We start from the raw sequence: 26,984 nt of genomic DNA, 5'->3' as shown, positions 1-26,984 counted from the left end.
GTACTACCGGCACCACAGCTACTACAGCTACTACCGCTGCTACCGGGCGAACTCGGTGGCGCGCGACTCCCGTACCACGGTGATGCGGATCTGCCCCGGATAGGTCAGCTCCTCCTCCACCTGCTTGGCCACATCGCGTGCGATGACCTGAGCCTGGATGTCGTCGATGGCGTCCGGCTTGACCATGACGCGGATCTCCCGCCCTGCCTGCATGGCGAACACCTTCTCCACGCCCTCGTACGACTGCGCGATCTCCTCCAGCCGCTCCAGCCGCTTGACGTACGCCTCCAGGGATTCCCTACGAGCGCCCGGACGGCTGCCGCTGATCGCGTCGGCGGCCTGGGTGAGCACCGCCTCGACGGTGCGTACCTCGACCTCGTTGTGGTGCGCCTCGATGGCGTGCACCACATCCTCTTCCTCGCCGTACCTGCGGGCGATCTCCGCCCCGATCAGCGCATGACTGCCCTCGACCTCGTGCGTGAGGGCCTTGCCGATGTCGTGGAGCAGGGCGCAGCGCTTCATCAGCGACTGGTTCATCTTCAGCTCGGCGGCCATGATCCCGGCGATGTGGGCGGACTCGATGAGGTGTTTGAGCACGTTCTGGCCGTAGGAGGTGCGGTAGCGCAGTTGTCCGAGCAGCAGCGTCAGCTCGGGATGCATGTCGGTGATCCCCAGCTCGACCAGGGCGTCCTCACCGGCCCGCGCGCACAGGTCCTGCACCTCCTGGCGGCTGCGGTCGTGCGCCTCCTCGATGCGCTGCGGATGGATCCGGCCGTCCAGCACCAGTTTCTCCAGCGTCAGCCGCGCCGTCTCCCGTCGCACCGGATCGAAGCACGACAGCAGCACCGCCTCGGGAGTGTCGTCGATGATCAGGTTGACCCCGGTCGTGGACTCGAAGGCCCTGATGTTGCGCCCTTCGCGCCCGATGATCCGGCCCTTCATCTCGTCGCCGGGCAGATGCAGCACACTGACGACCGACTCCGCCGTCTGCTCCGCCGCCAGCCGCTGGACCGCCAGCGTCACGATCTTGGAGGCCCGCTTCTCGCCCTCCTTGCGCGCCTCGCCCTCGATCTCCCTGACGATCAGCGCGGCCTCGCGCTTGGCCTGGTTCTCGATCTCCTTGACCAGCTCGGCCTTGGCCTGCTCACCGGTGAACCCGGAGACCCGCTCCAGGATGCGCCGCCGCTCATCTTCGACCTGCAGCAACTCCTCGCGGCGGTCGGCCAGCTCGATCTCGGTCTCGGCGAGCTTCCTGTCCCGCTCGGACTGCCGCCTGGCCTCCTCGTCCAGCCGCTGCTCCCGCTCGGCCAGCCGCGCCTCCCTGCGCTCAAGGTCGGAGCGGAGCTCCTTGAGCTCGGACTTCAGTATCCGGCCCTCCTCCTCGACCTCCCGACGCAGCTGCGCGGCGCTCTGGGCGGCGGCCTCCGACCTGCGCAGGATCTCCTCGGCGTCGGTCTGCGCCTTGTCACGGATCGCCCGCGCCTCGACCCGCGCCTGCTCCAACTCCTCGTGTACGGCCTGCGCCTGCTCGGGGCTGGGCTCGGCCGCGCGGGACGTGGTGCCTGATGTGCGCCGTATGACAACAAGTAGGGCGACGATCATTCCGAACGCGAGCACGAGCACCGCCACCATCAGCACCACGACAAGCGGCCCCATGTGTGCCCCGCCCTCCTCGCGTCGTCAACAACTCATAACGCGGCCTCAATCAGGAGGGGTCACAAGCGCACCACGTACAGCCCGGTCGGCGTCTTTCCCAGGGCCGGTATCACGCCAAGACTGACCGGGCGTCGACTGGTAGAGCCGACACCTCGCCTGCCTCGATCAACCGAGCTCGATCGTCCGTCGTTCACCGGTATGGCAATCCGCGCTGCGCGGAGTAACTCCTCACTGCCGTCGAGGTTATGCGTCGAACAAGTCACGAGCAAGCAAACGCGTCATCAAGTGTGTCTTACGCGCTCGCATCTTCATATCCAGCCTCTCATCCCCCGTACGACCCGAATTACCCGCCCACCACGGGGATTCCGAGCCCGCCCACCCCCACCACCGGATCAAAACCAACCCCGTAACGAAAACCTCTCACCAAAATCCAGCAACCCCCAAGCCCCAAAAACCCATGGCGGCTGCACGGCCTCCCGCACACGCCACCGCAACACTCCCAAAGCCCATCCCCCACAACACATCCCAACGCCGAAGACAACACCCACAGCACCCCCGACGCGAGCCACCCCACGGACGAACGTGAGCCCCACCCCACAGATCGACGTGAGCCGCCCACCCCCACAGACCCACGCGAACCAACCCCACGGCTCCACGCGAGCCCACATATCCACGCGAACCAACCCTCACAGATTCACGCGAACCAACCCCCACGGATCCACGTGAGGCAATCCCATCAATCCGACGTGAGCCGACTTCTGCAATCCGACGTCGAACGACTCCTAAGCCCTGATCCGGGACGACGCCCACGCCTCCCACGACTCCCAGGACGCACCTGAGGCACCCGAGGCACCCACGCACCCAGGCACCCGAGGATGCCGCTGCCGCCTGCGACACACCCTGCCTGTGACAACAACGCACCGCACACCCCGGCAGGAGCACGCCACCGTCCGCCAAGCCCCGACAGGAACACCACCCACGACGCCTCCGGCAGGGGCCGCCAGTCTCGGCAATCCTGAGACCTGCGACACCACCACCGCCCACCCATGCCGTCAGACGGCGCCTACACCGCATCCGACCTGGCCCGACAGCCGCAACGCATCCCGACGAGGACGGCACCCCCGGCACTCCCATTACGGAACGGCACTCACGGCACTCTCCGTTACAGAGCGGCACCCATGGCGCTCCCGTTACGGAACGGCAAGCACGACGCATCCAATGGGACGCCACCTACGCGCCCGACACGAGAAGACCCCCACGACGTATCCCGAGGACGTCACTTGCGACGCATCCCGACTCCCGACCTGCGCCCGAACGTCCAACAGAACCCGGACCTAGAACGTCGCCAGCGACATACCTGGCATGAGAGAGCACCTGCAACACGTCAAACAAGCCGGCACCTCCAACAACCGTCTGGTGGGAAAGGCTGTGGCCTGCGCCTACGGAAAGTCCTCCTCCACCTCGATGCCCTCTTGTTCGAGGGCCTCTCTGATCACCCGGAAGGCCAGACCGGACGAGTACCCCTTCCGAGCGAGCATGCCCGCCAGCCGGCGAGTACGGGTTTGCGGATCAAGGGATCGGGTCGAAGCGAGCTTGCGCTCCACCAACCGCCGGGCCGTCTCCGCCTCCTGCTCGGAGTCCAACCGCTCCACCGCTTCGGCGACCGTGTCAGTGTCCACCCCGCGATGGCGCAACTCGGCCGCCAGCGCCCGCTTGGCCAGCCCACGACCGTGATGTCGCGAATCAACCCAGGCCGCCGCGAACGCTTCGTCGTTGATCAGCCCGAGCTCCGAGAAGCGGCTGAGCACTGCGTCTGCGGCTTCGTCCGGCACGTCCCGCTTGCGAAGGGCCTCGGCGAGCTGGGCTCGCGTCTTGGGAGCCATGGTGAGCAGGCGAAGACAAATGGCTCGAGCCACCGACTCCGGATCGGCCTCCGCCCCCGTACCGGCCGCAGTCTCGGCGTCAGGCTCCTCGGGCAGCCACCCCCGCCCCCGCGCACCTTTCCCTGACCGCCCCCGTCCGGACCGCCCCGCCTGCCCCCACCGCCCAGACCGCTGCGACCTCCCAGACCCCCCGGACGAGTCGGACCACTCCGACCGTCCCGAAGACTCAAACTGCCCAGGAGACTCAAACTGCCCCGGCAACTCCGACCGCCCCGAGCGCCTTGGCCGTCCCAACTGCCCAGAAGGCTCCGCCCACCCCGAGCGTCCTAGCCGTTCCGACTGCCCCAGAGGCTCAGCCTGGCCTAGCGGCTCCGCCCATGCGGACTCGCCCGGCGGCTCTGACCACGCCGGGTCTTCCAGCCGCTCTGACTGACCTGGCGGCTCCGGCCATGCGGGCTGCCCCGGCGACTCCGACCACCCTGACCGTTCCGACCACGCTGGCTGTTCCGTGCGCCCTGACTGTTCCAAGGGTCCGGAACGTTCGAACTGTCCTGGTCGACCTGGCTGCTCTGACCACGCTGAGCCTTCTGGCTGTTCCGGCTGGGACAACTGCTCAGCCGGGTCAGGCCGCGCCGAGCGCCGTGACGAGCCAGATCGTGCGGACTGTCTCGATCGCGCCGACTGTTTGTCGAATTGGCCAGATTTGCGCTTTCTCCCCGATCGTTTCTTGGGTTCGTCCGCTTCCGCTTCCGCTGAGAACCAACTGCTGCCGGCCAACACCTCGGAATGCCACCCCTCGCCCCCGTAGCCGCCGTTTGGTCGGCTTACTGGGGTTTCGTGGGTGGCTGAGGGCGTGTCGGCAGCTGCGGACTGCCCTACGTCCTGGGGCTCGGCGTCAGGCTTGGTCGGCTGTGCTTCAAAGGGCGCTTGATCGGTTGGTGGAGTGTCGGAGGCACGGAGGCGGGTGCGTTGTTCACGCCATTCGTCGACCGACGGCCAGTTTTCCGCAGCCGAACGAGCCAGGTCGCGCCCCCGGGACGAAGCGGCGCCACGCCTCGTGGGCCACGTGGCGTCGCGATCTCCTGGGGAGGCGGTGTCGTGGAACTCAGGCAAAGGCGCACCGGGTTTCCGTGACGGAGCGGCGTCACCGTCTCGGGTGGCGTTTCGATCTTGTGGTGAGGTCATGGGCGGGTTGGATTCACCGCCGACCGGTGAAGTGCGCGACACGGTGGTATCACCGCCGACCGATGAGGCAGCAGGCAGGAGTGGTGCCCTCGCCCACCGATGAGGCAGGTATCGGGACGGTTTCGCCGCCTGCGGGTGAGGTCGGCGGCGGGGTGGTGTCACGGTCTCCCGGTGGGGTGGGGTCGGCGGGCCAGGCGCCCCGGGGGTGGGGCGCCTGTGGCCGGTCCGCGTCAGTCATGGAGCGACCGATCAGACGTCACCCGGCTTCGGGGCGGACTTCGAGCCGCGGCCGGAAGGGGCTGCGGCCGGAGCCGGCGCCGGCGCCGGAGGGGCTTCGGAGGGGGCGTCGAGGCGCGGGCCCACGCCGAGCTTGTCCTTGATCTTCTTCTCGATCTCGTTGGCCATGTCAGGGTGGTTGCGCAGGAAGTTACGGGCGTTTTCCTTGCCCTGGCCGAGCTGGTCGCCCTCGTACGTGTACCAGGCGCCGGACTTGCGGACGAAGCCGTGCTCCACGCCCATGTCGATGAGGCCGCCCTCGCGGGAGATGCCCACCCCGTACAGGATGTCGAAGTCGGCGACCCGGAACGGCGGGGCCATCTTGTTCTTGACGACCTTGATCCTGGTGCGGTTGCCGACCGCCTCCGTGCCGTCCTTGAGCGTCTCGATGCGGCGGATGTCCATGCGCACCGAGGCGTAGAACTTGAGCGCCTTACCACCGGTCGTGGTCTCGGGGCTGCCGAACATGACGCCGATCTTCTCACGGAGCTGGTTGATGAAGATGGCGGTGGTGCCGGTGCTGCTGAGGGCTCCGGCGACCTTGCGCAGGGCCTGGGACATGAGGCGAGCCTGGAGGCCGACGTGGCTGTCGCCCATCTCGCCCTCGATCTCGGCCTTGGGCACGAGCGCGGCCACCGAGTCGATGACGATGATGTCGACGGCGCCGGACCTGATCAGCATGTCGGCGATCTCGAGCGCCTGCTCACCCGTGTCGGGCTGGGAGACCAGCAGGGCGTCGGTGTCCACCCCCAGCTTCTTGGCGTATTCGGGGTCGAGCGCGTGCTCGGCGTCGACGAACGCAGCGATGCCGCCGGCCCGCTGGGCGTTGGCGACCGCGTGCAGGGCGATCGTGGTCTTACCCGAGGACTCCGGGCCGTAGATCTCGACGATGCGCCCACGCGGCAATCCTCCGATGCCAAGGGCCACGTCAAGGGAGATCGACCCGGTGGGGATCACCTCGATGGGAGCTCGGGCCTCGTCGCCCAGTCTCATGACGGAGCCCTTGCCGAACTGCCGCTCGATCTGAGCGAGCGCGGTCTCGAGGGCCTTCTCGCGGTCGTTGATTGCCATGGGAACTCCCCCTGGAGGGTCGTGGTCCGATCAGTCGAGTGAAAGCTACGGCCTGCCACCGACATTTTTCAGCAGCGACAGTCGAGGAAGACGTGGCCTGGCGAACTCCATCGTAGCCGAACGGCTGTTCGATCACAGGAGGAACACGCATCAACCCTCGTCCCGTTGAGGATTGTCCCGCCTCACCGCCCGGCAACTCAGCCCTGTCACACATCTCTGTGGATGAACGCAACCCTCCACGTCCTCGCCGTGCCCTTCGTAATTATCGGTGCGACGAGCCGGTGGTGCCGCTGTGCTGGGCCCACCTCGGGCAATGGGCAAGGACTGCTGACACCGCCCGTCTGGTGACCGAGGTCATAGCCGCGCGGGTGCCGGAGGGCAGGGCGCATGTCATGGGGCTTTCCCTGGGCGAGTGCGTGGCCGTGCATCTTGCCGCGCCCACTGCGAGACGGTGATCGGCGCGATCGTGAGCGGGGTGAACGTGCGGCCGTTCCCCAATCCGGGGCGGCCCCGGCTCCTGGGTACGTGGATGGCGCCGGTCATGAAGTGGGGCCTGGTGCCGTGGGCCAACGCCCGCGCGCTCAACGTCCCGGCGGAGGACGTCCCGGCTATCAGGACGCCGCCCGGGACCCCTGCCCGTGCCCGGTCCTGGCCGTGGCGGCCGGAGCTGTTCACGGCCATGATCTGGGACAGGATCAGCGGCGGACCGCTGCCCGGAGAGCTTGTCCCCGCATGATCATTTGGGCCTCCGGTGCGTGATCGCGCCGTGATGTTCAGGGGGTTCGCGTCAGCGTGTTGTCGCTTGCCATGAGCTGGGGAGACTCTCTGAAGGGCGATGCTTGGAGGCGGCGACGTGGCGAGCGGCTACACCGGGGAACGGCGCGCCCTTCTGGAGGCACTCGCCGAAGTGCTGCCCGCTCAGGGCCTGGTGAGCCGCATGGTCGGCGGTGACGATCCTGTGTTGTGGGTGTGGCATCCCCGCACCGGACGCCAGACGATCATCTTCGCCACGCCGTCGCACCATGGGTGGCTCTTCCTGTGGTCGCCGGGCGGTCAGGGCAGGGCGGACGACCTGGAGCGCACGGCCGCCGTGCTGCGGCAGACCCTCGACATGGCACAGACCTGAACCTGGCCCTGGGCGATGGCAGGTCTCTGTGGGGCAGGGATGCGGTGCAGGTTGGGCGGGAGAAGGCCCCTGTACGGCGGGATGCGGTGGGGTCGGGCGAGGCGGCTCTCGGCGGGAAGGGGTTACGGTGTGGGGTGCTGGGGGCGGGTTACCGCAGTTTGGGTGAGACGTTCTCGACCTGGCAGACGGCGCGCCAGACGGTCTTCGCGCTCTCACCGTCGGCCAGCGCCTGCATGACCGTCCGCCCCTCCAGCGGGGCGATCACGTAATCGCGGGCCCACGACTCGGCGTACGTCTCGCCGAAATGAGCATTCATCCGTCTCCAGAACTCGGTCAGGCGCATGGACTCAAGTATGGAATCACCGCAGGCGTGGGTAGGACATCCCCATGCCAAAGACCCACAAGTCTTCACCCCCGAAAACAGCCAGAACCAAGGCCAACAGGGCCAAGCGCCGCCGGTTACTGCTCGCGCTGCGGATCGGCGTACAGCAGGAGAAAGCGGAGCGAGCCGAGCGGCACGCGACGATCAGGCAGGAGCCCCGTGCGGGCAAACCGCGCACGCGGCGGGCGTCGCGGCGTTAGGCGAGGTTGAGCAACCTCACATCACCCGCGAGCCGTACATCTCACCGAGATGGTCGGCGAGCAGCTCCAGCCGGGCGCCGTCGGGGTCCCTGAAGTAAATGGAGGCGCCGCTTTCTATGTGGTGCGGCACGCCGGCCATCTCCAGCTTCCCGCGCAACCGTTCCCAGGTGGCGGGGTCCACCGAGATCGCCACGTGGTGCAGCCCGCCCAGCACCTCCTGGTACGGCCCCAGATCGAGCCCCGGGAAGTCGAAGAACGCCAGCAGGTTTCCGTTGCCGATGTCGAAGAAGAAGTGGTTGGAACCCTGGTAGTCGCGGTTTTCGATGATCTCCGTCAGCGGGAACTCCAGAAGCTCCTGGTAGAACCTGATGGTACGCTCCACGTCCGAGGAGAGCAGGGCCATGTGATGTAGACCGCGTGCGCTGCTCGACGGGCGATGCTGTAACACGTATCGCTGCCTGATGTCAGCTCGGCGAGCTTCGATGGCCGCATAGTCAATGGTCACGGTCGCTGTATGTCCGCCAGGGGCCTGGCTCAACCACCCGCCGCCGGGCCAATGCGTTTTCTGTCGGTGCCGCGAGGCAATATGAGCTGGTGAGCTCGCTAGACCACTTCACCCAGGTGACCAGGCAATGGTTCACTGGAGCCTTCGAAGCGCCCACGGCCGCCCAGGAGGGGGCGTGGGAGTCGATCGCGCGCGGCGACAACACGCTGGTGGTGGCACCCACCGGCTCGGGCAAGACGCTGGCGGCGTTCCTGTGGTCGCTCGACCGGCTGGCGGCGGCGTCCGCGGAAGACGGGGGGCAATCCAGCAGCGGGGACCCCGACAGTGGGGAGGCCAGGAGTCGCGAGACGGCCGCCGGGAAGCGAGCTGTCGGTGGGCGATCGGCGGGCAAGCAGGCCGGCGGTGCGGGGCACAAAGGGACGCGGGTGCTCTATGTGTCGCCGCTCAAGGCGCTGGCCGTTGACGTCGAGCGCAACCTGCGGGCGCCGCTGGCCGGGCTCAAGCAGACAGCGCGCAGGCTCGGGCAGCCGGTGCCGGAAATCTCCGTGGCGATCCGCTCCGGTGACACGCCTGCCGAGGATCGCAGGCGGTTCGCGGCCCATCCGTCCGACATCCTGATCACGACGCCCGAGTCGCTGTTCCTGCTGCTCACCAGCCAGGCGCGGGAGGCGCTGCGGGGCGTGGAGACGGTGATCGTGGACGAGGTGCACGCGGTCGCGGCCACCAAGCGCGGCGCTCACCTTGCGCTCACCCTGGAGCGGCTCGACGCGCTGCTCGACCGGCCCGCCCAGCGGGTGGGGCTGTCGGCGACCGTGCGGCCGGTGAGCGAGGTGGCGGCGTTCCTGGGCGGGAGCCGGCCCGCGACCGTGGTGCAGCCGCCGTCGGACAAGCAGATCGAGGTCGAGGTCGTCGTGCCCGTGGAGGACATGACGGAGCTGGACGGCGGACGGCCGCAGGAGGGGGACGAGGAGCCCGCGAGCAGGTCGATCTGGCCCCATGTCGAAGAACGGCTGTTCGACCTGATCGGGCAGCACAGCTCGACGATCGTCTTCGCCAACTCGCGGCGGCTGGCCGAGCGGCTGTGCACCCGGCTCAACGAGCTGGCCTACAGCCGGGAGCGGGGACAGGACACCGTCGATCTGTCCATCTGGGAGACGCCCCTGCCGGACACGGGGCCGCCCGAGCGGACGCTACCTGAGCGGATGCCGGTCAAGCCGCTGCCGCCTGAGCGGATGCCGGCCGAGTTGATGGCGCAGGCCGGGGTCGCCAAGGGCGTCGTCACCGAGGTCGTGCGCGCCCACCACGGCTCGGTGTCCAAGGAGGAGCGGGCGCAGATCGAGGAGGCGCTCAAGTCGGGCCGCCTGCCCGCCGTGGTCGCCACCTCCAGCCTGGAGCTGGGCATCGACATGGGCGCGGTCGACCTGGTCGCGTGCGTGGAGGCGCCGCCGAGCGTGGCCAGCGGGCTCCAGCGCATCGGCCGGGCCGGTCACCAGGTCGGGGCGGTCTCCAAGGGTGTGATCTTCCCGAAATACCGCGGCGACCTGGTGCAGACGGCTGTCGTGGCCGAGCGGATGAAGAGCGGGCAGATCGAGGAGCTGCGCTACCCGCGTAATCCGCTCGACGTGCTGGCCCAGCAGATCGTGGCGATGACCGCGCTGGAGGAGTGGACGGTCGACGAGCTGGAGGCGGTGGTCAAGCGCGCCGCCCCCTACGCCACGCTGCCGCGGAGCGCACTGGAGGCGACGCTCGACATGCTGGCGGGCCGCTATCCGAGCGAGGAGTTCGCCGAGCTGCGCCCGCGCATCGTGTGGGACCGGGTGACGGGCACCCTCCAAGGACGCCCGGGCGCGCAGCGGCTGGCGGTGACCAACGGCGGCACCATTCCCGATCGTGGCCTGTTCGGCGTGTTCCTGGTGGGTGAGCGGGCGTCCAGGGTGGGTGAGCTGGACGAGGAGATGGTCTACGAGTCGCGCGTGGGCGACGTGTTCGTGCTGGGCGCGAGCTCCTGGCGGATCGAGGACATCACGGCCGACCGGGTGCTGGTGTCCCCCGCGCCCGGCCAGCCGGGCAAGCTGCCGTTCTGGCACGGCGACACTCCCGGGCGGCCCGCCGAGCTGGGCCGGGCGATCGGGCAGTTCCTGCGCGAGCAGGCCAAGCAGGGCTCGACGGATCGGATGCGGGAGGCGGGGCTGGACGAGTTCGCCGCCGGTAACCTGCTGGCCTATCTCGACGAGCAGCGCCAGGCCACCGGCTACGTCCCCGACGACCGCACCCTCCTCGTCGAACGCTTCCACGACGAGCTCGGCGACTGGCGGGTCGTCATCCACTCGCCATACGGCGCGCGGGTGCACGCCCCCTGGGCCCTGGCGATCAACCGGCGGCTGCGCGAACGCTACGGCATCGACGTACAGGCCGTGCACTCCGACGACGGCATCGTGCTGCGCATCCCCGACACGCTGGCCGAGCCGCCGACCGACGTGGCCGCTTTCGACGCCGAGGAGATCGAGCAGATCGTCACCGAGGAGCTGGGCGGGTCGGCCATGTTCGCCGCCCGGTTCAGGGAGTGCGCGGGGCGGGCGCTGTTGCTGCCGCGCCGCACGCCGGGCCGGCGCAGCCCGCTGTGGCAGCAGCGGCAGCGGGCCGCCCACCTGCTGGGGGTGGCCTCTCAGTACGCCTCGTTCCCGATCGTGCTGGAGACGATGCGCGAGTGCCTTCAGGACGTGTTCGACGTGCCGGGGCTGGTACGGCTCATGCGGGACATCGCCGCGCGCCGGGTGCGGCTGGTGGAGGTGGAGACCTCGCAGGCCTCGCCGTTCGCGGCGTCCCTGCTGTTCCACTACATCGGCGCGTTCATGTACGAAGGCGACGCGCCCCTCGCCGAGCGCCGCGCGCAGGCACTGGCCCTGGACACCAGGCTGCTGGCCGAGCTGCTCGGCCAGGCCGACCTGCGCGAACTGCTCGACCCCGACGTGATCTCCGACAGCGAACGCGAGCTGGCCCGGCTCGACCGGCCGCTGCGCGACCTGGAGGACCTCGCCGACCTGCTGCGTTCGCACGGCCCACTGCCGGCGCTCGACGTGAGCGTACGCGGCGGCGACCCGGCCTGGCTCGACGAGCTCGAACGCGCCCGCCGCGCGATCCGGATACGCATCGCGGGCGAGGAGCAGTGGACGGCGATCGAGGACGCCGCCCGGATGCGTGACGCGCTGGGGGTGCCGCTGCCGGTGGGGGTGCCGCACGCGTTCCTGGAGCCGGTGGCGGACCCGCTGGCCGACCTGGTGGCACGGCACGCGCGCACGCGCGGCCCCTTCCACGCCGGTACGGCCGCCGCCAGGTTCGGGCTCGGCGTGGCCGTCGTGACGGACGCGTTGCGGCGGCTGGCGGCGTCCGGCCGGGTCGTGAGCGGGGAGTTCCGGCCCGGGGGACGGGGTGAGGAGTGGTGCGACGCCGGGGTGCTGCGAATGCTGCGGCGGCGGTCGCTGGCCCGGTTGCGGAAGGAGGTCGAGCCGGTCGCGCCGGAGACCCTGGCACTGTTCCTGCCTGCCTGGCACGGCATCACCGGGGTGGGCCAGGGGGCGGCCGGTCCCGGTGGGGCGGGGGTCGGTGCGGTCGGTCCCGGTGGGGCCGGACTCGGCGGGTTCGGCTCCGGTGGGGCGGGACTCGGTGGGGCGGGGGTCGGTGCGGCCGGCTCCGGCGGGTTCGGTTCCGGTGGAGCTGGACTCGGGGGGCTCGGTTCCGGTGGGGCGGGGCGGGCGATGGACGCGCTCGTTCGCTCCATCGAGCAGTTGCAGGGGGCTGTCGTGCCCGCGTCGGCGCTGGAGACGCTGGTGCTGCCGTCGCGGGTGCCCGGTTACCATCCGGCGCTGCTGGACGAGCTGACCTCGTCGGGCGAGGTCATGTGGGCGGGGCAGGGATCGTTGCCGGGGGGTGACGGATGGGTGTCGCTCTACTTCGCCGACACCGCGCCGCTGCTGCTGGCCGAGCCGGGCGAGATCACGATTGCGCCCGTACACGAGCGGGTGCTGGAGCTGCTCGGCGGGGGTGGCGCGCTGTTCTTCCGCGGCATCTCCGATCAGCTCGGGTCGCTGGACGACGTGGCGTTGGTGGCGGCGCTGTGGGATCTGGTGTGGTCCGGACGGGTTTCGGGGGACACACTCGCGCCGCTGCGGGCGACGCTCGGCACCGGGCGCCCGGCTCACCGGCCCGCCACGACGCGGCGGCGGCGGGCCGTGCTGCCGAGCCGGAGCGGGCCGCCCACCGTGGCCGGGCGGTGGTGGCTGCTGCCCTCGCCCGCGGACGATCCGACCCAGCGGGCTCATGCGCAGGCCGAGGTCCTGCTCGAACGGCACGGGGTCGTGACCCGGGGGTCGGTGACCTCGGAGCGGTTGCCGGGCGGGTTCACGCCGGTCTATCAGGTGCTGCGGGCCTACGAGGAGAGCGGGCGCTGCCGGCGGGGCTACTTCGTCGAGGGCCTCGGGGGTGCGCAGTTCGCGCTGCCGGGCGCGGTCGATCGGATGCGTGCCATGGCACCCAGCATCGCCCCGACGAGCGGCGGCGAGGTTCCCGGGGGCGGGCCGGCTGGTGGGGCCGGCGCCGGGACCTTCGGCCGGGTCGGTGGCCGGGGCGGGAGCGGCGGGCGGCGGGCCGTGGTGCTGGCGGCAGCCGATCCGGCCAGCCCGTACGGGGCCGCGCTGCCCTGGCCGCAACGCCCTGGTGACGTCGGGCACAAGCCGGGCAGGAAGGCCGGATCGCTGGTCGTGCTCGTGGATGGCTACCTGGTGCTCTATGTCGAGCGGGGCGGCAAGACTCTGCTGTCGTTCGCCGACGATGAGCGGTTGCAGCCGGCCGTGGACGCGCTGGCCCTGGCCGTACGGGACGGGGCGCTCGGGAAACTGACCGTGGAGCGGGCCGACGGCGCGTCCATCGTCGACTCGCCACTGGCGGCGGCCTTGGAGGCGGCCGGATTCCACCCAACACCGCGCGGCCTCCGCCTACGCGCCTGACCACGCGGTAACTCGGTGGTCCTCGGTCCGACCCAGTGGTTCCGCGTGCGGTCGGGCCGGCAGGCCCGCGTGGTGTCCGGTCTGGCCGGAGGCGCAGTTCCGCGCGTGGTCGGGCCAGCAGCACCGCATAGTGTCCGGTCGGGGCCGGGGGCGCAACTCCACGTGTGGTGGGGCTGGCGTGCCCGCGCGGTGTCCGGCCGGGGCCGGTGCGCAGCCCACGCGGTCGGGTCGGCAGGCCCTGAGCGGTGTCCGGTCGCGGGGCGGAGCTCTGCGATCGGGGCGGGAGGCCCCTGAGAAGTGTCCGGCCGGGGCCGGGGCGGAACTCCGCCCGCGGGTTGGGTCGGCAGGACCGCATGGTGTCCGGTCGCGGCAGGGGCGCAGTCGGCGTGCTGTCAAGCCGGGAGGCTCGCGTGATCTCCAGTCCAGGTCGGGGGTGCAGCTCCGCGTGCGGTCAAGCCCATAGGCCCGTAAGGTGTCCGGCCGCAGCAGGGGCTGAGCTCCGTGTGCGGTCGAGCCGGCAAGCCCTACGCGGTGTCCCGACGGGGTCCGGGCGCAGCTGCACGTGCGGTCGGACCGGCGAGCCCTACGCGGGGTCCGTCGGGCGTAGCTGCTCCCCCGGCCACGGTTGCCGTTCCGGCGCTGTCTCGGTCAGGCGAGGGCGTGGCATGTCGTGGGGCGTGGGCCGAGCTGCGGGGGTTTCCTGACGGCAGCCGTAGCGACGGAACGGGGTGGCCTCTGGGCTGCGGCTGCTGGGAGCAGCGCGCATGCCCTGGGACTGGGCGGCAGGCCGGATCGCGCGCCGGACGACGCGACTCTCCCACGGACGCCCAGGACCGGTCCGCATGGTCCGGATTGCAGCCGGAAGGGGGGTTCCGCCAGCGGTGGGGAGATTGGTTGGGTGGGGGGCTTCACAGGGGTTTGAACGGGCGTTTAAGATTCTGATGGTGTCATCAGAAAGTCGGACCTTCATTGAGGAGGCGCGGCGCGCCCAGATCATCACCTGTGCCATCGAAGTGCTCGCCGACCGGGGATACCCCCACACCACGCTGGCCAGAATCGCCAAGCAGGCGAAGATCAGCACTGGCGTGATCTCGTACCACTTCGGTGGTAAGCAGCAGCTCATCGAGGCAGTCGTCGCTGAGGTGGCCAAGCTGGCCACCGACCTGATGCTGCCGCGCATCCTCGCCCAGCCCACCGCGACCGAGGGCCTCAGGGCCTACATCGAGAGCAACCTGGAGTTCATGCGGCTCCACCGCAAGCCCCTGCTGGCCCTGGTGGAGATCATCACCCACGTCCCGGGTGAGGAGGGCGGACCGGGGCCCTATTCGGCGCAGTCCGAGGTCGCCATCACCGACCTGGAGAAGCTGCTGGAGTGGGGCCGGCTGGCCGGTGAGTTCCGCGACTTCGACCAGCGCAGCATGGCCATCGCCATCCGGGGCGCGATCGACGCCGTCCCCGGGCGACTCCTCCACGACCCCAACTTCGACCTCGACCTGCTCGCCCGCGAACTGGTCACCATCTTCGCCCTCGCCACCAGGAGACAAGCATGACAGCCGCCTTAGAGATCCGGGGTCTGGCCAAGACGTTCGGTGACAACATCGCCGTGGACCGCGTTGATCTCACCATCCCGCAGGGGTCGTTCTACGGCCTGGTGGGACAGAACGGCGCGGGCAAGACGACCACGCTGTCCATGGCCGTCGGCCTGCTCAGGCCCGACGCCGGCACGGCGCAGATCTTCGGGGCCGACGTGTGGGCGGATCCCGCCAAGGCCAAGCAACTGGTCGGCGTGCTGCCCGACGGGATGGCGATGCCCGAGCGGCTCACGGGCCGCGAGGTGCTGACGTACCTGGGCCTGTTACGCGGGATGAGCAAGCAGGTGGTGGCCGAGCGGGCCGAGGAGCTGCTGTCGGTGCTGGAGCTGGACGATGCTGAGAAGACGCTCGTCATCGAGTACTCCACCGGCATGCGCAAGAAGATCGGTCTGGCCACGGCGCTGCTGCACGCGCCCCGGCTGCTCGTGCTGGACGAGCCGTTCGAGGCGGTGGACCCGGTGTCGGCGGCGACGATCAAGATGATCCTGCGCGGCTTCGTGGCGGGCGGCGGCTCGATCGTGCTCTCCAGCCATGTGATGGCGCTGGTGGAGCAGCTCTGTGACCACGTGGGAGTGATCGACAAGGGCCGCGTGGCGGCGGCGGGGCCGCTGGCGGAGGTACGCGGCGCGGCGACGCTTGAGGACAGGTTCGTGGAGCTGGTCGGCGCGGAGTCCACCACCGCCAGGGGGCTGTCATGGCTGTAGCGGCCACCATGGTCCAGATGAAGATCGCGATCCTGCGGCACTCGATCAGGGGCCCGCGGGGCAGCATGATGGCCTCGGCAGGTAGCCTCGGCGTGCTGCTCGCGGCCGGCACGATCTACCTGGCCTTCCTGGAGGGCGACTGGCTGGCCGTCGCGCTGGCCGCGTGGATGCTCGGCTGGATCGTCGGCCCGATCTTCTCCGGCGGCGACGAGACGCTGCGCCCCGAATACTTCTCGCTGCTCGGGCTCGGACCCGGGCGGCTGGCGACCGGGCTGCTGGCGGCCGCGTTCGCCGGGCTGGCCCCGGTGATCAGCCTGCTCGCGCTGGCCGCGCTGGTCGTCGCGGGGGCGCGGGACGGCGTCGTGGCGGCGTTGGTCGCCGTGCCCGCGATGGTGCTGCAGGTCGCCGTGTTCGTGCTGCTGTCGAAGGTGACCGTGGCGGCCCTGGGCATCGCGCTGGGCTCCAGGCTCGGCGCGATCGGCACCGGCGTGCTCAACGGGTTCATCCTGGCCCTGCTGGGGCAGAGCTGGGTCATCGCGGTGGCGTTCGGACAGGGCGGGCAGATTCCGGAGTTCGTCCGCTACCTGCCCTCCGGGTGGGGGCTGCTCGCCGTCCAGGGGGACTACCTGGCGCTGGCCGCGATGGCCGTACTGATCGTGCTGCTGCTGGCGGCCTGGGCGGCACTGCTGACCAGGCGGGCGGGCGCGAACCGGCGCTCGGCCCGGGGGCGCCGGCCGATGCGGGCCGGCACGGCGCGGCAGGCGGTGATGGCCAAGGAGCTGCGCACCTGGACCCGGGACCTGGTGCGCAACCACCAGATCACGTTCGCGCTGGCCTACGGGGTGTTCTTCGCGGCCACGCCGCTCCTCCTGGGGATCCCGGCCATGCTGCCGCTGGCGGGGCCGATCTTCATCGCGATGTCGGCGGCCATGACCGCGAACTCCTACGGCGTCGACGGCACCGCCCACTGGCTCACGCTGATGACGCCGGGCGCCTCCGACGTCCGGGGACGGCAACTGGCCTGGCTGGTCGCGGTCGGGCCGCTCGCGGTGCTGGTGACGGTGGCGTTCACGCTGGCCGCCGGCGGGCCCTGGCCGCTGGTCCTGGCCGCGATGTGCGCGCTGCTCGGCGGGGGCGCCGGGATGGTGCCGCTGGTCTCGGTGTACGGGCTCATCCCCGGCATCGACCCGCGCAACCGCGGCGGCAACCCGCTGCGCACGACCGAGGACGAGGGCTCGATCACCGGAATGGCCTACCTCATGCTGCTCCTGGTGGCGCTGACGGCGGCCCCCGCGGTGGTGGCGGCGGTGCTGTTCGGCTGGTGGGGCGTGCCGATCGGGATCGTGACCGGCGTGCTCTGGTACTGGGGCCTCGGCCTGCTGGCGGAGCGGCGGCTGGCGGCGCAGGGCCCGGAGCTGCTGCAGCTGATGCGTACGGGACGCCCGCCGGAGGGCGGCACGTCGGCATGGAAGATGCCGAAGATGTCCAAGACGCACGAGGTCATCGTCATGCTCTGCTGGTCGTTCGGCGCCATCCCGCTGATCCCGCAGGGGATTCTCGCGGCGGTGTTCGTGTCCAACGGACAGCTCAGGCACTCGTGGTTCCTGGCCACGTACATGCCCCCGGGGCTGCGCTGGCCCACGGCCATCCTGATGATGCTCATCGGCCTGGCGGCGATGGGCACGGGGGCCTGGCTCTACATGCGGGCGAAGCAGCGGGAGAAGGAGCCGGAGCTTCCCCCTGTATACGATTAGTCCGATATGACTGATCTGACGCTGGGCGCGGCCCACCGGACCTTACGCGACGAGGTCACCAAAGAGCTGCGGCGCCGCATCCTGTCCGGCGAGCTCGCCCAGGGGACCCGGCTGGTCGAGGACCGGCTGGCCGCCTCCCTCGGGGTGTCGCGCAACCCCGTGCGCGAGTCCATCAGGGTGCTGGCCGCCGAGGGTTTCGTCCAGGTAGTCCCCCGGCTCGGCGCCACCGTCGCCACCCTGTCCACCGAGGAGGGCGAGGAGCTCTTCGACGTCCGCATGGCGATCGAGGGGCTCGCCGCCCGGCTGGCGGCCCGCAAGCGCTCCCCCGACTCCGCCGCCCGGCTGCGGCAGGTGCTGGACCAGGCCAGGCAGGCGGTGGACGGCGGCCGGCTGGAGGCGGTGGCCGAGTTCAACACCGCGTTCCACCTGGCCGTGGGCGAGGCTGCGGGCAACTCCTACCTCAGCCTGATGATGAAGCCGATGCTGCAGCGGGCCCAGTGGATCTTCAGCCAGACGGCCGCCGCCCGCGGCCCTCACTCCTGGACCGAACACGTGAGCCTGTGCGAGGCCATCATCGCAGGTGACGAGGACGAGGCACAGGCCAGGGCGGTCGCCCACGTGGCCTCGGCCAGGCGGTCCTTCCTCGCCGCGGTGGGGCGTACAGTGAAACACCCGAACGATTAGAAAACGCTCAGATAACAACACAGTGCCATGAAACACCACTGAAATGTCTGGTCTTGTATACAGTCTCCTAAACCTTTCTTCGGAGGCCCCATGAGACCGTCCCCCAGGCTTGTCGCGGTGCTCGCCGTTCTCCCCCTAGCCTTGGCGGCTTGCGGTGGAGGCGGCACGAGCAGTACGCCCGCCGCCCCTCCCTCTATTGCCGACGCCTCGGCTGACAACCGACCGGTCAAGGCGGGTGGCACGCTCAACGTCGCGCTCAATGCCGATCCGGACGCGCTCGATCCGAGCAGTGCGACCACGCTGGTTGGCCGCGAAGTGTTCGCGAGCATGTGTGAGAAGCTTTACGACATTGACGCCAACTCCGCGCTCGTCCCGCAGCTCGCCTCGGCCCTGCCCGAGGTGTCCGAGGACGGCAAGGACGTGACGATCAAGCTGCGCGAGGGTGTGAAGTTCAACGACGGCACGCCGTTCGACGCCGAGGCGGTCAAGAAGTCGCTCGACCGGCACCGGACGTGGGAGAAGTCCGCGCGGCAGGCCGACCTGGCCGCGGTGTCCAAGGTGACCGTGGTCGACCCCGCGACCGTGAAGCTCACGCTGACGCAGGCGTTCACGCCGCTGACGGCCCAGCTCGCCGACCGCGCCGGAATGATCATGTCGCCCAAGGCGCTGGACGCCGAGGGTGACAACTTCGGCGCCAACCCGGTGTGCGTCGGGCCGTTCAAGTTCGTCAGCCGCACGTCCGGCAGCGAGATCGTGCTGGACAAGGCCCCGGACTACTACGACGCGGCCAAGGTCAAGCTGGACAAGCTGGTATACAAAATCATCGTCGACCCCAACGTCCGCGCCGCCAACCTGAAGTCCGGCGACGTGCAGGTGGCCGACCAGCTCGCCACCACCACGGTGAAGAGCGTGCAGTCCGACCCCAACCTGTCCGTCGTGTCCGGCGGCGGCCTGGGCTACTACGGCCTGACGATCAACACCGGCAACGCCAACGGCTCCACCGAGGAGCCCGGCAAGGTCGACACCCCGCTGGCCAAGAGCCCCGAACTGCGTGAGGCGTTCGACCTGGCCCTCGACCGCGACGTGATCAACAAGACCGTCTACAACGGCCTCTACGAGCCGGACTGCTGGCCGGTGCCGATGAACAGCCCGTTCCGCGCCGCTGACCTGCAGTGCGCGAAGCGGGACATCGCCAAGGCCAAGCAGCTCGTGCAGGCCTCCGGAGTGCCGACGCCGATCCCGGTGACGCTCACCACTCCCAACGACGCCACCAACATCCGCCTGGCGCAGGTCATCCAGCAGATGACCAAGGAGGCGGGCTTCGACGTCAAGGTGCAGACCATGGAGTTCGTCAGCGCGCTGGAGCAGGGCAAGGCCGGCAAGTTCGACACCCTGCTGAACGGCTGGTCGGGCCGGGTGGACCTGGACGGCAACCTGACCAACCTGATCACCAGCAAGGGCACCAACAACTACAGCGGCATGTCCGACCCGGGCATCGACGACCCGATCAAGCAGGCCGCCGCCGAGTCCGACCAGGCCAAGCGGACCGAGCTCTACGCCAGTGCGATGAAGAAGGCCGCCGAGGTGCGGGGGGTCCTTTACCTGTACCACAACAAGTACTACCTGGGCACGCAGAAGAACGTGGCCGGCATCCAGTACTTCGAGGACGGCCTGCCGCGCTTCGTCACCGCCGGATTCGCGGCGTAATGCTCTGGTTCATCCTTCGACGCTGCGGCTCCGCAGTGATCGTGCTGTTCCTCGGAAGCGTCCTGATCTTTCTTGGGATCAGGGCGCTGCCCGGCGACCCGGCCGTGGTCATGGCCGGTCAGGAGGCCTCGCCCGCCGTGGTCGAGGCCATCAGGCACGAGTTCGGTCTGGACAAACCGCTACCCGCCCAGTACGTCGACTACGTCACGCAAACCCTCAGCGGCAACCTCGGCCGCTCGACGCAGGACCAGCTCCCGGTGATCGACATCATCGCCCAGCGCCTGCCGGTGACACTGGAGCTGTCGGCCCTGGCCATGCTGATCGCGATCGTCATCGGCGTCGGCGCGGGCATCGTGGCGGCCGTCCGGCGCGGCAGGTTCGCCGACTACGTGGCCACCGGCTTCGGCCTGGCCGGGCTGTCGGTCCCGCACTTCTGGCTGGGCCTGCTGGGCATCCTGCTGTTCGCGGTCACCTGGCGGATCCTGCCCGCCTCCGGGTACGTCCCCTTCACCGAGGACCCCGGCCAGAACCTCCAGCGCATGATCCTGCCCGCCCTCGTGCTCGGCGCCGGCTTCGCGGCCATCCTGATGCGGCAGACCCGCTCGGCCATGCTGGGCGCGCTGTCGGCCGACTACGTCAGGACCGCCAGGTCCAAGGGCCTGTCGGAGGTCAAGGTCGTGGGCGCGCACGCGCTGCGCAACAGCCTGACGACCGTGATCACCGTGCTCGGCCTGCAACTCGGCGCGCTGATCAGCGGCGCCGTGGTGACGGAGCAGATCTTCGTCATCCCGGGGTTCGGCAAACTGACCGTGGACGCCGTGCTGACCAGGAACTACCCCGTCATCCAGGCGGTGGTGCTGGTCACGGTGGTCGGCTACGTGCTGGTCAACCTGCTGGTCGACATCGCGTACGCACTGCTCAACCCCCGCATCCGGCTCTCGGGAGCCCGCCATGACTGAGACCCTCGCCGTTCCCGCACCCGTGTCCGCCCGGCGCGGCCGGATGTGGCGGCGCTTCCGGCGGCGGCCGATGCCCATGGCCGGGCTGGTGCTGGTGGTCGCCTTCCTGCTGCTGGCGCTGATCGGGCCGCTGGTCACCGGCGACCCCGCCCAGCAGGACTACCTCGCCACGCTCGCGCCCCCGTCCGGCGCGCATCCGATGGGCACCGACGACCTGGGCAGGGACGCGTTCGCCAGGATCGCGCACGGCGCCCAGGTCTCCCTCCAGGCCGGCGTGCTGTCCATGCTGCTGGCGATGGTCGTGGGCATCCCGATCGGCCTGGTCGCCGGGTTCTACCGGCGCTGGCTGGACCCGATCGTGATGCGCCTGGTGGACGTGACGCTGGCCTTCCCGTTCCTGGTGTTCGCGGTGGGCCTGGCGGCCATCATCGGCCCCTCGCTCAAGGGCGTGGTGATCGCGCTGGGCTTCGCCCAACTCCCCGCCATCATCCGGATCACCCGCGGCGAGGTGCTGGCGATCAGGGAGATGGACTACGTGGCCGCCGCCATCGCCGACGGCGCGGGCGACGGGCACATCATCTTCCGATACGTGCTCCCGAACTGCGCCAGCCCCCTCATCGTGCAGGCCACGGTGGCGATCCCGACCGCCATCATCGGCGAGTCCACGCTGTCGTTCCTGGGCCTCGGCGTGCAACCGCCGACGCCGTCGTGGGGCGTGATGCTGACGACCGCGCAGCAGTACCTCAGTGACGCGCCCTGGCTGGCCATCTGGCCCGGACTGATGATCGCGCTGGCCACGCTCGGCTTCAACCTGCTCGGCGACGGGCTGCGCGACGTTCTCGACCCGAGGAGCGCCCGATGAGTCTGCTGGAGATCAGCGACCTGACCGTCGACTTCGACACCGAGGACGGTCTGGTGCAGGCGGTCAGGGACATCTCGCTCACCCTGGACGAGGGCGAGATCCTGGCGCTGTGCGGCGAGTCGGGCTGCGGCAAGTCGGTCACCGCGATGTCGGTGCCCCGGCTGCTGCCGCCCGACACGACCCGCCTGTCCGGCTCGGTGAAGCTGGACGGCCGCGAACTGACCACGCTGCCCGAATCGCAGATGCGCCAGGTACGCGGCAAGGAGGTGTCGGTCGTCTTCCAGGAGCCGATGACCTCGCTGAACCCGTCGTTCACCGTCGGTTACCAGATCTCCGAGGTGCTGCGCCGGCACGAGGGCCTGTCGCGCCAGGCGGCCGGCAGGCGCGCCGTCGAGCTGCTGGAGCTAGTCGGCATCCCGGCGCCGCAGCGCCGCATGAAGGAGTATCCGCACCAGCTCTCCGGCGGCATGCGCCAGCGCGTGATGATCGCCATCGCGGTGGCCTGCTCGCCCCGGGTGCTGATCGCCGACGAGCCCACCACGGCGCTCGACGTGACGATCCAGGCGGGCGTGCTGGACGTGTTCCGCGACCTGCGCGACCGGCTCGGCACCGCGATCATCCTGATCACGCACGACCTGGGCGTGGTGGCCGACATCGCCGACCGGGCCGTGGTCATGTACGCGGGCCGCGCCGTCGAGCAGGCCCCGGTGACCGAGTTGTTCGCGAACCCGCGGCACCCGTACACGCTGGGTCTGATGAACGCCCTGCCCTCCGCCGCCGTGAACGGCCGCCTGGCCGAGATCCCCGGCATGGTGCCCTCGCCGCTGTCGGACCCCGACGAGTGCGCCTTCCAGGCCCGCTGCCCGCGCGCCCAGGCGGACTGCCGCCTGTCCAGGCCCTCGCTCGAACGGCACGCGCCGGAGCACCTGGCCGCCTGCTTCCATCCGGGAGGGAAGTCGTGATCCTGCGCATCGACAACCTGGTCAAGCACTACGGCCCGGTACGCGCCGTGGACGGCCTGTCGCTGGAGATCGGCCAGGGCGAGGTGCTCGGCCTGGTCGGCGAGTCCGGCAGCGGCAAGTCCACGGTCGGCAAGTGTGTGCTGCGGCTGACCGAGCCCACGGCCGGCGCCATCGAGCTGGACGGGCGCGACATCACCCACCTGTCGCGGCGGGCCATGCGCCCGCTGCGCCGGGACGTCCACATGGTCTTCCAGGACCCCTACTCCTCGCTCAACCCGCGCTTCACCATCGGGCAGATCGTCGGCGAGCCGCTGCTGCGGCACAAGGTGGCCGACCGGCGTACGGTCTCCGGGCGCGTGTCGGCCATGCTGGAGAAGGTGGGGCTGCGCCAGGAGATGGCCTCGCGCTACCCGCACGAGCTGTCCGGCGGGCAGCGGCAGCGGGTGGGGCTGGCCAGGGCGCTGATCCTGGAGCCCAGGCTGGTCGTGGCCGACGAACCCGTCTCCGCGCTCGACGTGTCGGTGCAGGCGTCGGTGCTCAACCTGATCACCGACCTGCAGCGGGACATGGGGTTCTCGTGCCTGTTCATCACGCATGACCTGTCGGTCGTGGAGTTCCTGGCCGACCGGGTCGCCGTCATGTACCTGGGCAAGATCGTCGAGTCGGGGCCGACGGCCGAGATCTTCGCCGAGCCGCGGCACCCGTACACGCAGGCCCTGCTGTCGGCGGCGCCGGTGGCCGATCCCGTCAGGCAGCGGGACCGGCGCAGGATCGTGCTCGGCGGCGACGTGCCGAGCCCGGTCGACCCGCCGGCCGGGTGCCGCTTCCACACGCGGTGCCCGCTGGCGTACGACGCCTGCCGTACCGAGGAGCCACCCCTGCACGACCCACGTGGCAACGGCCATCCGGCCGCGTGCCATCTGGTAACCGCGGACCGCGTCCCTGACGCGGCCGCACATCGATGAAGGAGAGATTTTGTTCACCACCAGGCCCGAGCTGTCGGGCGACTTCGGCATGGTCGCCAGCACGCACTGGCTGGCCTCGGCCACCGGCATGAGCGTGCTGGAACGCGGCGGGAACGCCTTCGACGCGGCGGTGGCGGCCGGATTCGTCCTGCAGGTCGCCGAGCCGCATCTGAACGGCCCCGGCGGCGAGGTGCCGATCCTGCTGTGGAGCGAGGCCGAGCAGAAGGTCTCCGTCGTCTGCGGCCAGGGCGTGGCCCCGGCCGCGGCCACCATCGAACGTTTCACCGACGAGCTGGGCCTGGACATCGTGCCCGGCACCGGGTTGCTGGCGGCGACGGTGCCGGGGGCGTTCGGTGGCTGGATGCTCATGCTGGAGCGCTGGGGCACCTGGAAGCTGGCCGACGTGCTGGCGCCCGTGATCCACTACGCCGAGCACGGCGTGCCGGCGCTGGAGCGGATCTCGGCCACGATCGAGTCCGTCGCGGGGATGTTCAAGGAGGACTGGCCCACCTCGGCGGCGACCTGGCTGCCGGGCGGCCACGTGCCCGAGCCGGGCTCGAAGCTGGCCAACCCCGTGCTGGCCGCCACCTACCGCAAGCTGGTCGCCGAGGCCGAGGCCGCGTCGAGCACCCGCGAAGGGCAGCTCGCCGCCGCCAGGAAGGCCTGGTACGAGGGCTTCGTCGCCGAGGCCATCGCCGACTTCAGCGCCAAGACGGCCTGGCGTGACAGCTCCGGCGAGGTGCACGGCGGCCTGCTCACCGGCGACGACCTGGCCGGCTGGTCGGCCACGGTCGAGGAGCCGGTGACCTTCGACTACCACGGCTACACCGTGGCCAAGACCGGTCCCTGGGGCCAGGGGCCGACGTTCCTGCAGCAGCTCGCGCTGCTGGCGGACTCCGACCTGGGCGCGATGGGTCACCTCAGCGCCGACTACATCCACACGGTGACCGAGGCCGCCAAGCTCGCCTTCGCCGACCGCGAAGCCTGGTACGGCGACACCGACGTCCCCATGTCCGACCTGCTCGACCCGGCCTACAACGCCGAGCGGCGGCGGCTGATCGGCGCGGAGGCCAGCTTCGAGCTGCGCCCCGGCGCCCCCGGCGGGCGCACGCCCCGGCTGCCCGACTTCCCCGCGCCCGGCACGGCCAGCGACGCGCCCGGCATCTCGGGCGGCCGGCGTGCCCCGCAGGGCGTCGGCGAGCCCACGGTAGGCAGGAACACCGGCGAGCAGGTGGTCTCCCCCGACGGGCGGGTCAAGGGCGACACCTGTCACCTCGACGTGGTGGACCGGCACGGCAACATGGTCTCCGCCACTCCCAGCGGCGGCTGGCTGCAGAGCTCGCCCACCATCCCCGAGCTGGGCTTCTGCCTGGGCACGCGGGGGCAGATGTTCTGGCTGCAGGAGGGCGTGGCCGCCGCCCTGCGCCCGGGCACGCGCCCGCGTACGACGCTGTCGCCGTCGTTCGCGCTCAGGGACGGCAAGCCCTGGCTGGCCTTCGGCACGCCGGGCGGCGACCAGCAGGACCAGTGGAGCCCGAACTTCTTCCTGGCCGTCGTGCACGGCAAGCTGAACCTGCAGGAAGCCATCGACGCCCCCATGTTCCACACCGAGCACTTCCCCAGCTCGTTCTTCCCGCGCGCCTCCCGCCCCGGTGTCCTGCACGTCGAGGACCGGGTGGACCCGGGCGTGCTGGCCGAGCTGCGCCGGCGCGGCCACGAGGTCGAGGTCCAGGACTCCTGGACGCTCGGCAGGCTCAGCGCGGTGGCCCGTGACGGCGCCTTCCTCAAGGCCGCCGCCAATCCACGCGGCGCCCAGGGGTACGCGGTCGGACGATGACCTTCGCCGACCTCTTCTTCCTGGTAGGGGCCGGTCTGCTGGCCGGGGTGGTCAACGCCCTGGCCGGCGGCGGCACGCTCATTTCCTTCCCCGCCCTGGTGGCGCTCGGATATCCCAGCCTGACCGCGTCCGTGACGAACGCGGTCGCGCTGTGGCCCGGCTACCTGGGCGGCGTGCTCGGCTACCAGGCCGAGCTGCGCGGCCAGCGGCGCCGCGCGACGGTACTGTCCCTCACGGCCGTGCTCGGGGCGGCCGTGGGGAGTGCGTTATTGCTGCTCACGCCAAGCAGGTTGTTCGAGTCGCTGGTGCCGTGGCTGGTGGCCTTCGCCAGCCTGGCGCTGCTGGCCCAGCCGTGGCTGCGCCGCCGGTTCGGCGGCGAGGCCGGCGGGCCGACCAGCAAGATGGTGTACGCCGGGGTGTTCCTCGGCGGGTGCTACGGCGCCTACTTCAACGGCGGCATGGGCGTGCTGCTGCTGACCGTGCTCGGCATGTTCCTGCACGACAACCTGCACCGCGTCAACGCCGTACGGGCCATGCTCTCGCTGGTCATCAGCACGGTGTCGGTCGTCGCCTTCTCCCTGTTCGGTCCCGTGCAGTGGCAGGCGGTGGCGGTCATCGCGCCGGCCAGTCTGGCGGGCGGCTTCCTCGGCACCCGGCTGGCCCGGCTCATGCCGCCGGCCGTGCTGCGCGGCGTCGTGGTCACCTTCGGGCTGGGGGTGGCCGCCGCGCTGGCCCTGCACTAGAGGGACTGCCCGTGATCAGGCCACGGTCGCCTCGATGAAGGTCAGGTCGCCCGCCTCCGTACGTGCTCCAGGAGGCGGCGCGACCGGGCGGCGCCCGCCACGTCCTTATGGGCCTGTCGCGAGCCGAGCTCGCCCAGGTCGGCGGAGGGCGGCGTGCGCACCTCCACCTGGAATCTGGTGGCTTCTTGCACCACGTCCAGCACGTCCGTGACCGCGGCCAGGACCTCGGCCGCGCGGGGAGCGACGTGGACAAAGGGTTGTCAGCCCGCGAACTCAACAGGGCCGTAGTGGGCGTGCGGGGAGCGCGTGGACATGGCCCAGTAGCGGTCGCCGTACGACCAGTGCCACCATTCGGTCGGGTAGTTGACCAGGCCGGCGGGCTCCAGGACGGAGGCCAGCAGGTCGCGGTGCTCGCGGGCCGCGGCCGGGATGCCGGGGGCGGCCGTGTAGCAGGCGCCGTGGCTCTCCTCCGGGTTGTCGTTGACCTGGGTGCCCATGTCGTGTTCGGTGCCGTCGGGGGCGCACAGGGTCAGGTCCACGGCCGCGCCGGCGGTGTGCGGGGCGACCTCGACCGGGGACACGTACCGACTTGCCGCGATATATGACTCGTCGGGAGACATTTCGGGGAATGTGGTGTGGAGCTCCGCCCGGTACCCGTCGAAGATGCGGCGCTGCACGGTGATCGGGCGGTAACCCTCGACGATCAGCAGATGGTAGCCGTCCGGCAGCCGGCGCTCGGCGGCCACCAGCCGGTCGAGCAGCCCCGAGCGCAGGTGCGCGTATGCTCCCGCGGCGTCGGCCAGGCGCTTGTCCACGCGCAGCCGTCCGCGCACGTCCGCCAGTGGCTCGCCGGATTCGATCACGGGGATGGAGGTCACGCGCGGGTCGGAGATGAGCACGACGTCGTCGGGGGTCTGCCACATGGGCA

General features: G+C 70.4%; 21 protein-coding genes. 14 read left to right on the top strand and 7 right to left on the bottom strand.

The window, feature by feature from the left end; all coding sequences use genetic code 11:
• Positions 1–39 precede the first annotated feature (39 nt).
• From rny to recA, 3 genes are all read right to left on the bottom strand, one after another.
• On the bottom strand, positions 40–1,656 hold the full coding sequence (gene rny, locus BLS95_RS00255; protein ID WP_090927844.1) for a ribonuclease Y: 1,617 nt from the start codon (positions 1,654–1,656) through the stop codon (positions 40–42).
• A gap of 1,439 nt (positions 1,657–3,095) precedes the next feature.
• Positions 3,096–4,724 carry a recombination regulator RecX gene (gene recX / locus BLS95_RS56640; RefSeq protein WP_090927842.1) on the bottom strand — a complete coding sequence of 543 codons (1,629 nt, stop codon included), beginning with the start codon at positions 4,722–4,724 and terminating at the stop codon, positions 3,096–3,098.
• Positions 4,725–4,973: 249 nt separating this feature from the next.
• Entirely contained in the window at positions 4,974–6,071 is a 1,098-nt protein-coding gene (gene recA, locus BLS95_RS00245; RefSeq protein ID WP_090927839.1) for a recombinase RecA, read from the bottom strand.
• A 451-nt stretch (positions 6,072–6,522) separates the two neighbouring features.
• Between recA and BLS95_RS00240 the strand changes: the two genes are divergently transcribed.
• A complete protein-coding gene (locus tag BLS95_RS00240; protein ID WP_090927832.1) occupies positions 6,523–6,807 on the top strand; it encodes a hypothetical protein in 285 nt (94 codons plus the stop codon).
• A gap of 99 nt (positions 6,808–6,906) precedes the next feature.
• On the top strand, positions 6,907–7,197 hold the full coding sequence (locus BLS95_RS00235; protein ID WP_245764732.1) for a hypothetical protein: 291 nt from the start codon (positions 6,907–6,909) through the stop codon (positions 7,195–7,197).
• 148 nt (positions 7,198–7,345) lie between these two features.
• On the opposite strand, the gene BLS95_RS00230 is transcribed toward BLS95_RS00235, so the two are convergent.
• Positions 7,346–7,540 (bottom strand): DUF3046 domain-containing protein, encoded by a 195-nt coding sequence (locus tag BLS95_RS00230; RefSeq protein ID WP_090927830.1) that lies wholly within the window; start codon positions 7,538–7,540, stop codon positions 7,346–7,348.
• 255 nt (positions 7,541–7,795) lie between these two features.
• Complete coding sequence (locus BLS95_RS00225; RefSeq protein ID WP_245764731.1) at positions 7,796–8,182, bottom strand: VOC family protein; 387 nt, start codon at positions 8,180–8,182, stop codon at positions 7,796–7,798.
• A 188-nt stretch (positions 8,183–8,370) separates the two neighbouring features.
• Here BLS95_RS00225 and BLS95_RS00220 point away from each other — a divergent pair, with 188 nt between their 5' ends.
• The 12 genes from BLS95_RS00220 (at position 8,371) to BLS95_RS00165 (ending at position 26,056) form a co-directional block, all read left to right on the top strand.
• Positions 8,371–13,287 (top strand): Lhr family helicase, encoded by a 4,917-nt coding sequence (locus BLS95_RS00220; protein WP_425434683.1) that lies wholly within the window; start codon positions 8,371–8,373, stop codon positions 13,285–13,287.
• 944 nt (positions 13,288–14,231) lie between these two features.
• A complete protein-coding gene (locus tag BLS95_RS00215; RefSeq protein ID WP_176992953.1) occupies positions 14,232–14,837 on the top strand; it encodes a TetR/AcrR family transcriptional regulator in 606 nt (201 codons plus the stop codon).
• Entirely contained in the window at positions 14,834–15,583 is a 750-nt protein-coding gene (locus BLS95_RS00210) for an ABC transporter ATP-binding protein (RefSeq protein WP_090927822.1), read from the top strand. Before BLS95_RS00215 ends, BLS95_RS00210 begins: the two co-directional genes overlap by 4 nt.
• Positions 15,584–15,600: 17 nt before the next feature.
• Positions 15,601–17,337, top strand: coding sequence for a hypothetical protein (locus BLS95_RS00205; protein ID WP_143043529.1), 1,737 nt, complete (start codon positions 15,601–15,603; stop codon positions 17,335–17,337).
• Between the two features lie 6 nt (positions 17,338–17,343).
• Entirely contained in the window at positions 17,344–18,021 is a 678-nt protein-coding gene (locus BLS95_RS00200) for a GntR family transcriptional regulator (protein ID WP_090927818.1), read from the top strand.
• A 327-nt stretch (positions 18,022–18,348) separates the two neighbouring features.
• The gene (locus BLS95_RS00195) at positions 18,349–19,728 is read left to right on the top strand and encodes an ABC transporter substrate-binding protein (RefSeq protein ID WP_176992952.1); all 1,380 of its coding nucleotides are present in this window, start codon (positions 18,349–18,351) and stop codon (positions 19,726–19,728) included.
• Entirely contained in the window at positions 19,728–20,687 is a 960-nt protein-coding gene (locus BLS95_RS00190; RefSeq protein ID WP_090927815.1) for an ABC transporter permease, read from the top strand. The genes BLS95_RS00195 and BLS95_RS00190 overlap by 1 nt, the downstream gene beginning before the upstream one ends.
• Complete coding sequence (locus tag BLS95_RS00185; RefSeq protein WP_090927814.1) at positions 20,680–21,549, top strand: ABC transporter permease; 870 nt, start codon at positions 20,680–20,682, stop codon at positions 21,547–21,549. The genes BLS95_RS00190 and BLS95_RS00185 overlap by 8 nt, the downstream gene beginning before the upstream one ends.
• The gene (locus BLS95_RS59480; RefSeq protein ID WP_143043528.1) at positions 21,546–22,511 is read left to right on the top strand and encodes an ABC transporter ATP-binding protein; all 966 of its coding nucleotides are present in this window, start codon (positions 21,546–21,548) and stop codon (positions 22,509–22,511) included. The genes BLS95_RS00185 and BLS95_RS59480 overlap by 4 nt, the downstream gene beginning before the upstream one ends.
• On the top strand, positions 22,508–23,476 hold the full coding sequence (locus BLS95_RS59475; protein WP_176992948.1) for an ABC transporter ATP-binding protein: 969 nt from the start codon (positions 22,508–22,510) through the stop codon (positions 23,474–23,476). Before BLS95_RS59480 ends, BLS95_RS59475 begins: the two co-directional genes overlap by 4 nt.
• 49 nt (positions 23,477–23,525) lie before the next feature.
• Complete coding sequence (locus BLS95_RS00170) at positions 23,526–25,313, top strand: gamma-glutamyltransferase family protein (RefSeq protein WP_218135562.1); 1,788 nt, start codon at positions 23,526–23,528, stop codon at positions 25,311–25,313.
• On the top strand, positions 25,310–26,056 hold the full coding sequence (locus tag BLS95_RS00165; protein ID WP_090927808.1) for a sulfite exporter TauE/SafE family protein: 747 nt from the start codon (positions 25,310–25,312) through the stop codon (positions 26,054–26,056). The genes BLS95_RS00170 and BLS95_RS00165 overlap by 4 nt, the downstream gene beginning before the upstream one ends.
• A 41-nt stretch (positions 26,057–26,097) precedes the next feature.
• Here BLS95_RS00165 and BLS95_RS55305 read toward each other — a convergent pair whose 3' ends face one another.
• Together BLS95_RS55305 and BLS95_RS00160 are read right to left on the bottom strand one after the other, a co-directional pair.
• Positions 26,098–26,259, bottom strand: coding sequence for a hypothetical protein (locus BLS95_RS55305; RefSeq protein WP_176992951.1), 162 nt, complete (start codon positions 26,257–26,259; stop codon positions 26,098–26,100).
• 57 nt (positions 26,260–26,316) lie between these two features.
• Positions 26,317–26,979 (bottom strand): M15 family metallopeptidase, encoded by a 663-nt coding sequence (locus BLS95_RS00160; protein ID WP_090927806.1) that lies wholly within the window; start codon positions 26,977–26,979, stop codon positions 26,317–26,319.
• Positions 26,980–26,984: the final 5 nt, after the last annotated feature.

It is taken from the genome of Nonomuraea jiangxiensis, assembly GCF_900099965.1.
GTDB lineage: Bacteria > Actinomycetota > Actinomycetes > Streptosporangiales > Streptosporangiaceae > Nonomuraea > Nonomuraea jiangxiensis.
This window is presented reverse-complemented; position numbering and strand designations above follow the sequence as displayed.

Coding starts and splice junctions, on each gene's coding strand:
- rny (WP_090927844.1), bottom strand. CDS start 1,656: ATGGGGCCGCTTGTCGTGGTGCTGATGGTGGCGGTGCTCGTGCTCGCG.
- recX (WP_090927842.1), bottom strand. CDS start 4,724: ATGACCTCACCACAAGATCGAAACGCCACCCGAGACGGTGACGCCGCT.
- recA (WP_090927839.1), bottom strand. CDS start 6,071: ATGGCAATCAACGACCGCGAGAAGGCCCTCGAGACCGCGCTCGCTCAG.
- BLS95_RS00235 (WP_245764732.1), top strand. CDS start 6,907: ATGCTTGGAGGCGGCGACGTGGCGAGCGGCTACACCGGGGAACGGCGC.
- BLS95_RS00230 (WP_090927830.1), bottom strand. CDS start 7,540: ATGCGCCTGACCGAGTTCTGGAGACGGATGAATGCTCATTTCGGCGAG.
- BLS95_RS00225 (WP_245764731.1), bottom strand. CDS start 8,182: ATGGCCCTGCTCTCCTCGGACGTGGAGCGTACCATCAGGTTCTACCAG.
- BLS95_RS00210 (WP_090927822.1), top strand. CDS start 14,834: ATGACAGCCGCCTTAGAGATCCGGGGTCTGGCCAAGACGTTCGGTGAC.
- BLS95_RS00205 (WP_143043529.1), top strand. CDS start 15,601: ATGAAGATCGCGATCCTGCGGCACTCGATCAGGGGCCCGCGGGGCAGC.
- BLS95_RS00200 (WP_090927818.1), top strand. CDS start 17,344: ATGACTGATCTGACGCTGGGCGCGGCCCACCGGACCTTACGCGACGAG.
- BLS95_RS00195 (WP_176992952.1), top strand. CDS start 18,349: ATGTGTGAGAAGCTTTACGACATTGACGCCAACTCCGCGCTCGTCCCG.
- BLS95_RS00190 (WP_090927815.1), top strand. CDS start 19,728: ATGCTCTGGTTCATCCTTCGACGCTGCGGCTCCGCAGTGATCGTGCTG.
- BLS95_RS00185 (WP_090927814.1), top strand. CDS start 20,680: ATGACTGAGACCCTCGCCGTTCCCGCACCCGTGTCCGCCCGGCGCGGC.
- BLS95_RS59480 (WP_143043528.1), top strand. CDS start 21,546: ATGAGTCTGCTGGAGATCAGCGACCTGACCGTCGACTTCGACACCGAG.
- BLS95_RS00170 (WP_218135562.1), top strand. CDS start 23,526: ATGGTCGCCAGCACGCACTGGCTGGCCTCGGCCACCGGCATGAGCGTG.
- BLS95_RS00165 (WP_090927808.1), top strand. CDS start 25,310: ATGACCTTCGCCGACCTCTTCTTCCTGGTAGGGGCCGGTCTGCTGGCC.
- BLS95_RS00160 (WP_090927806.1), bottom strand. CDS start 26,979: ATGTGGCAGACCCCCGACGACGTCGTGCTCATCTCCGACCCGCGCGTG.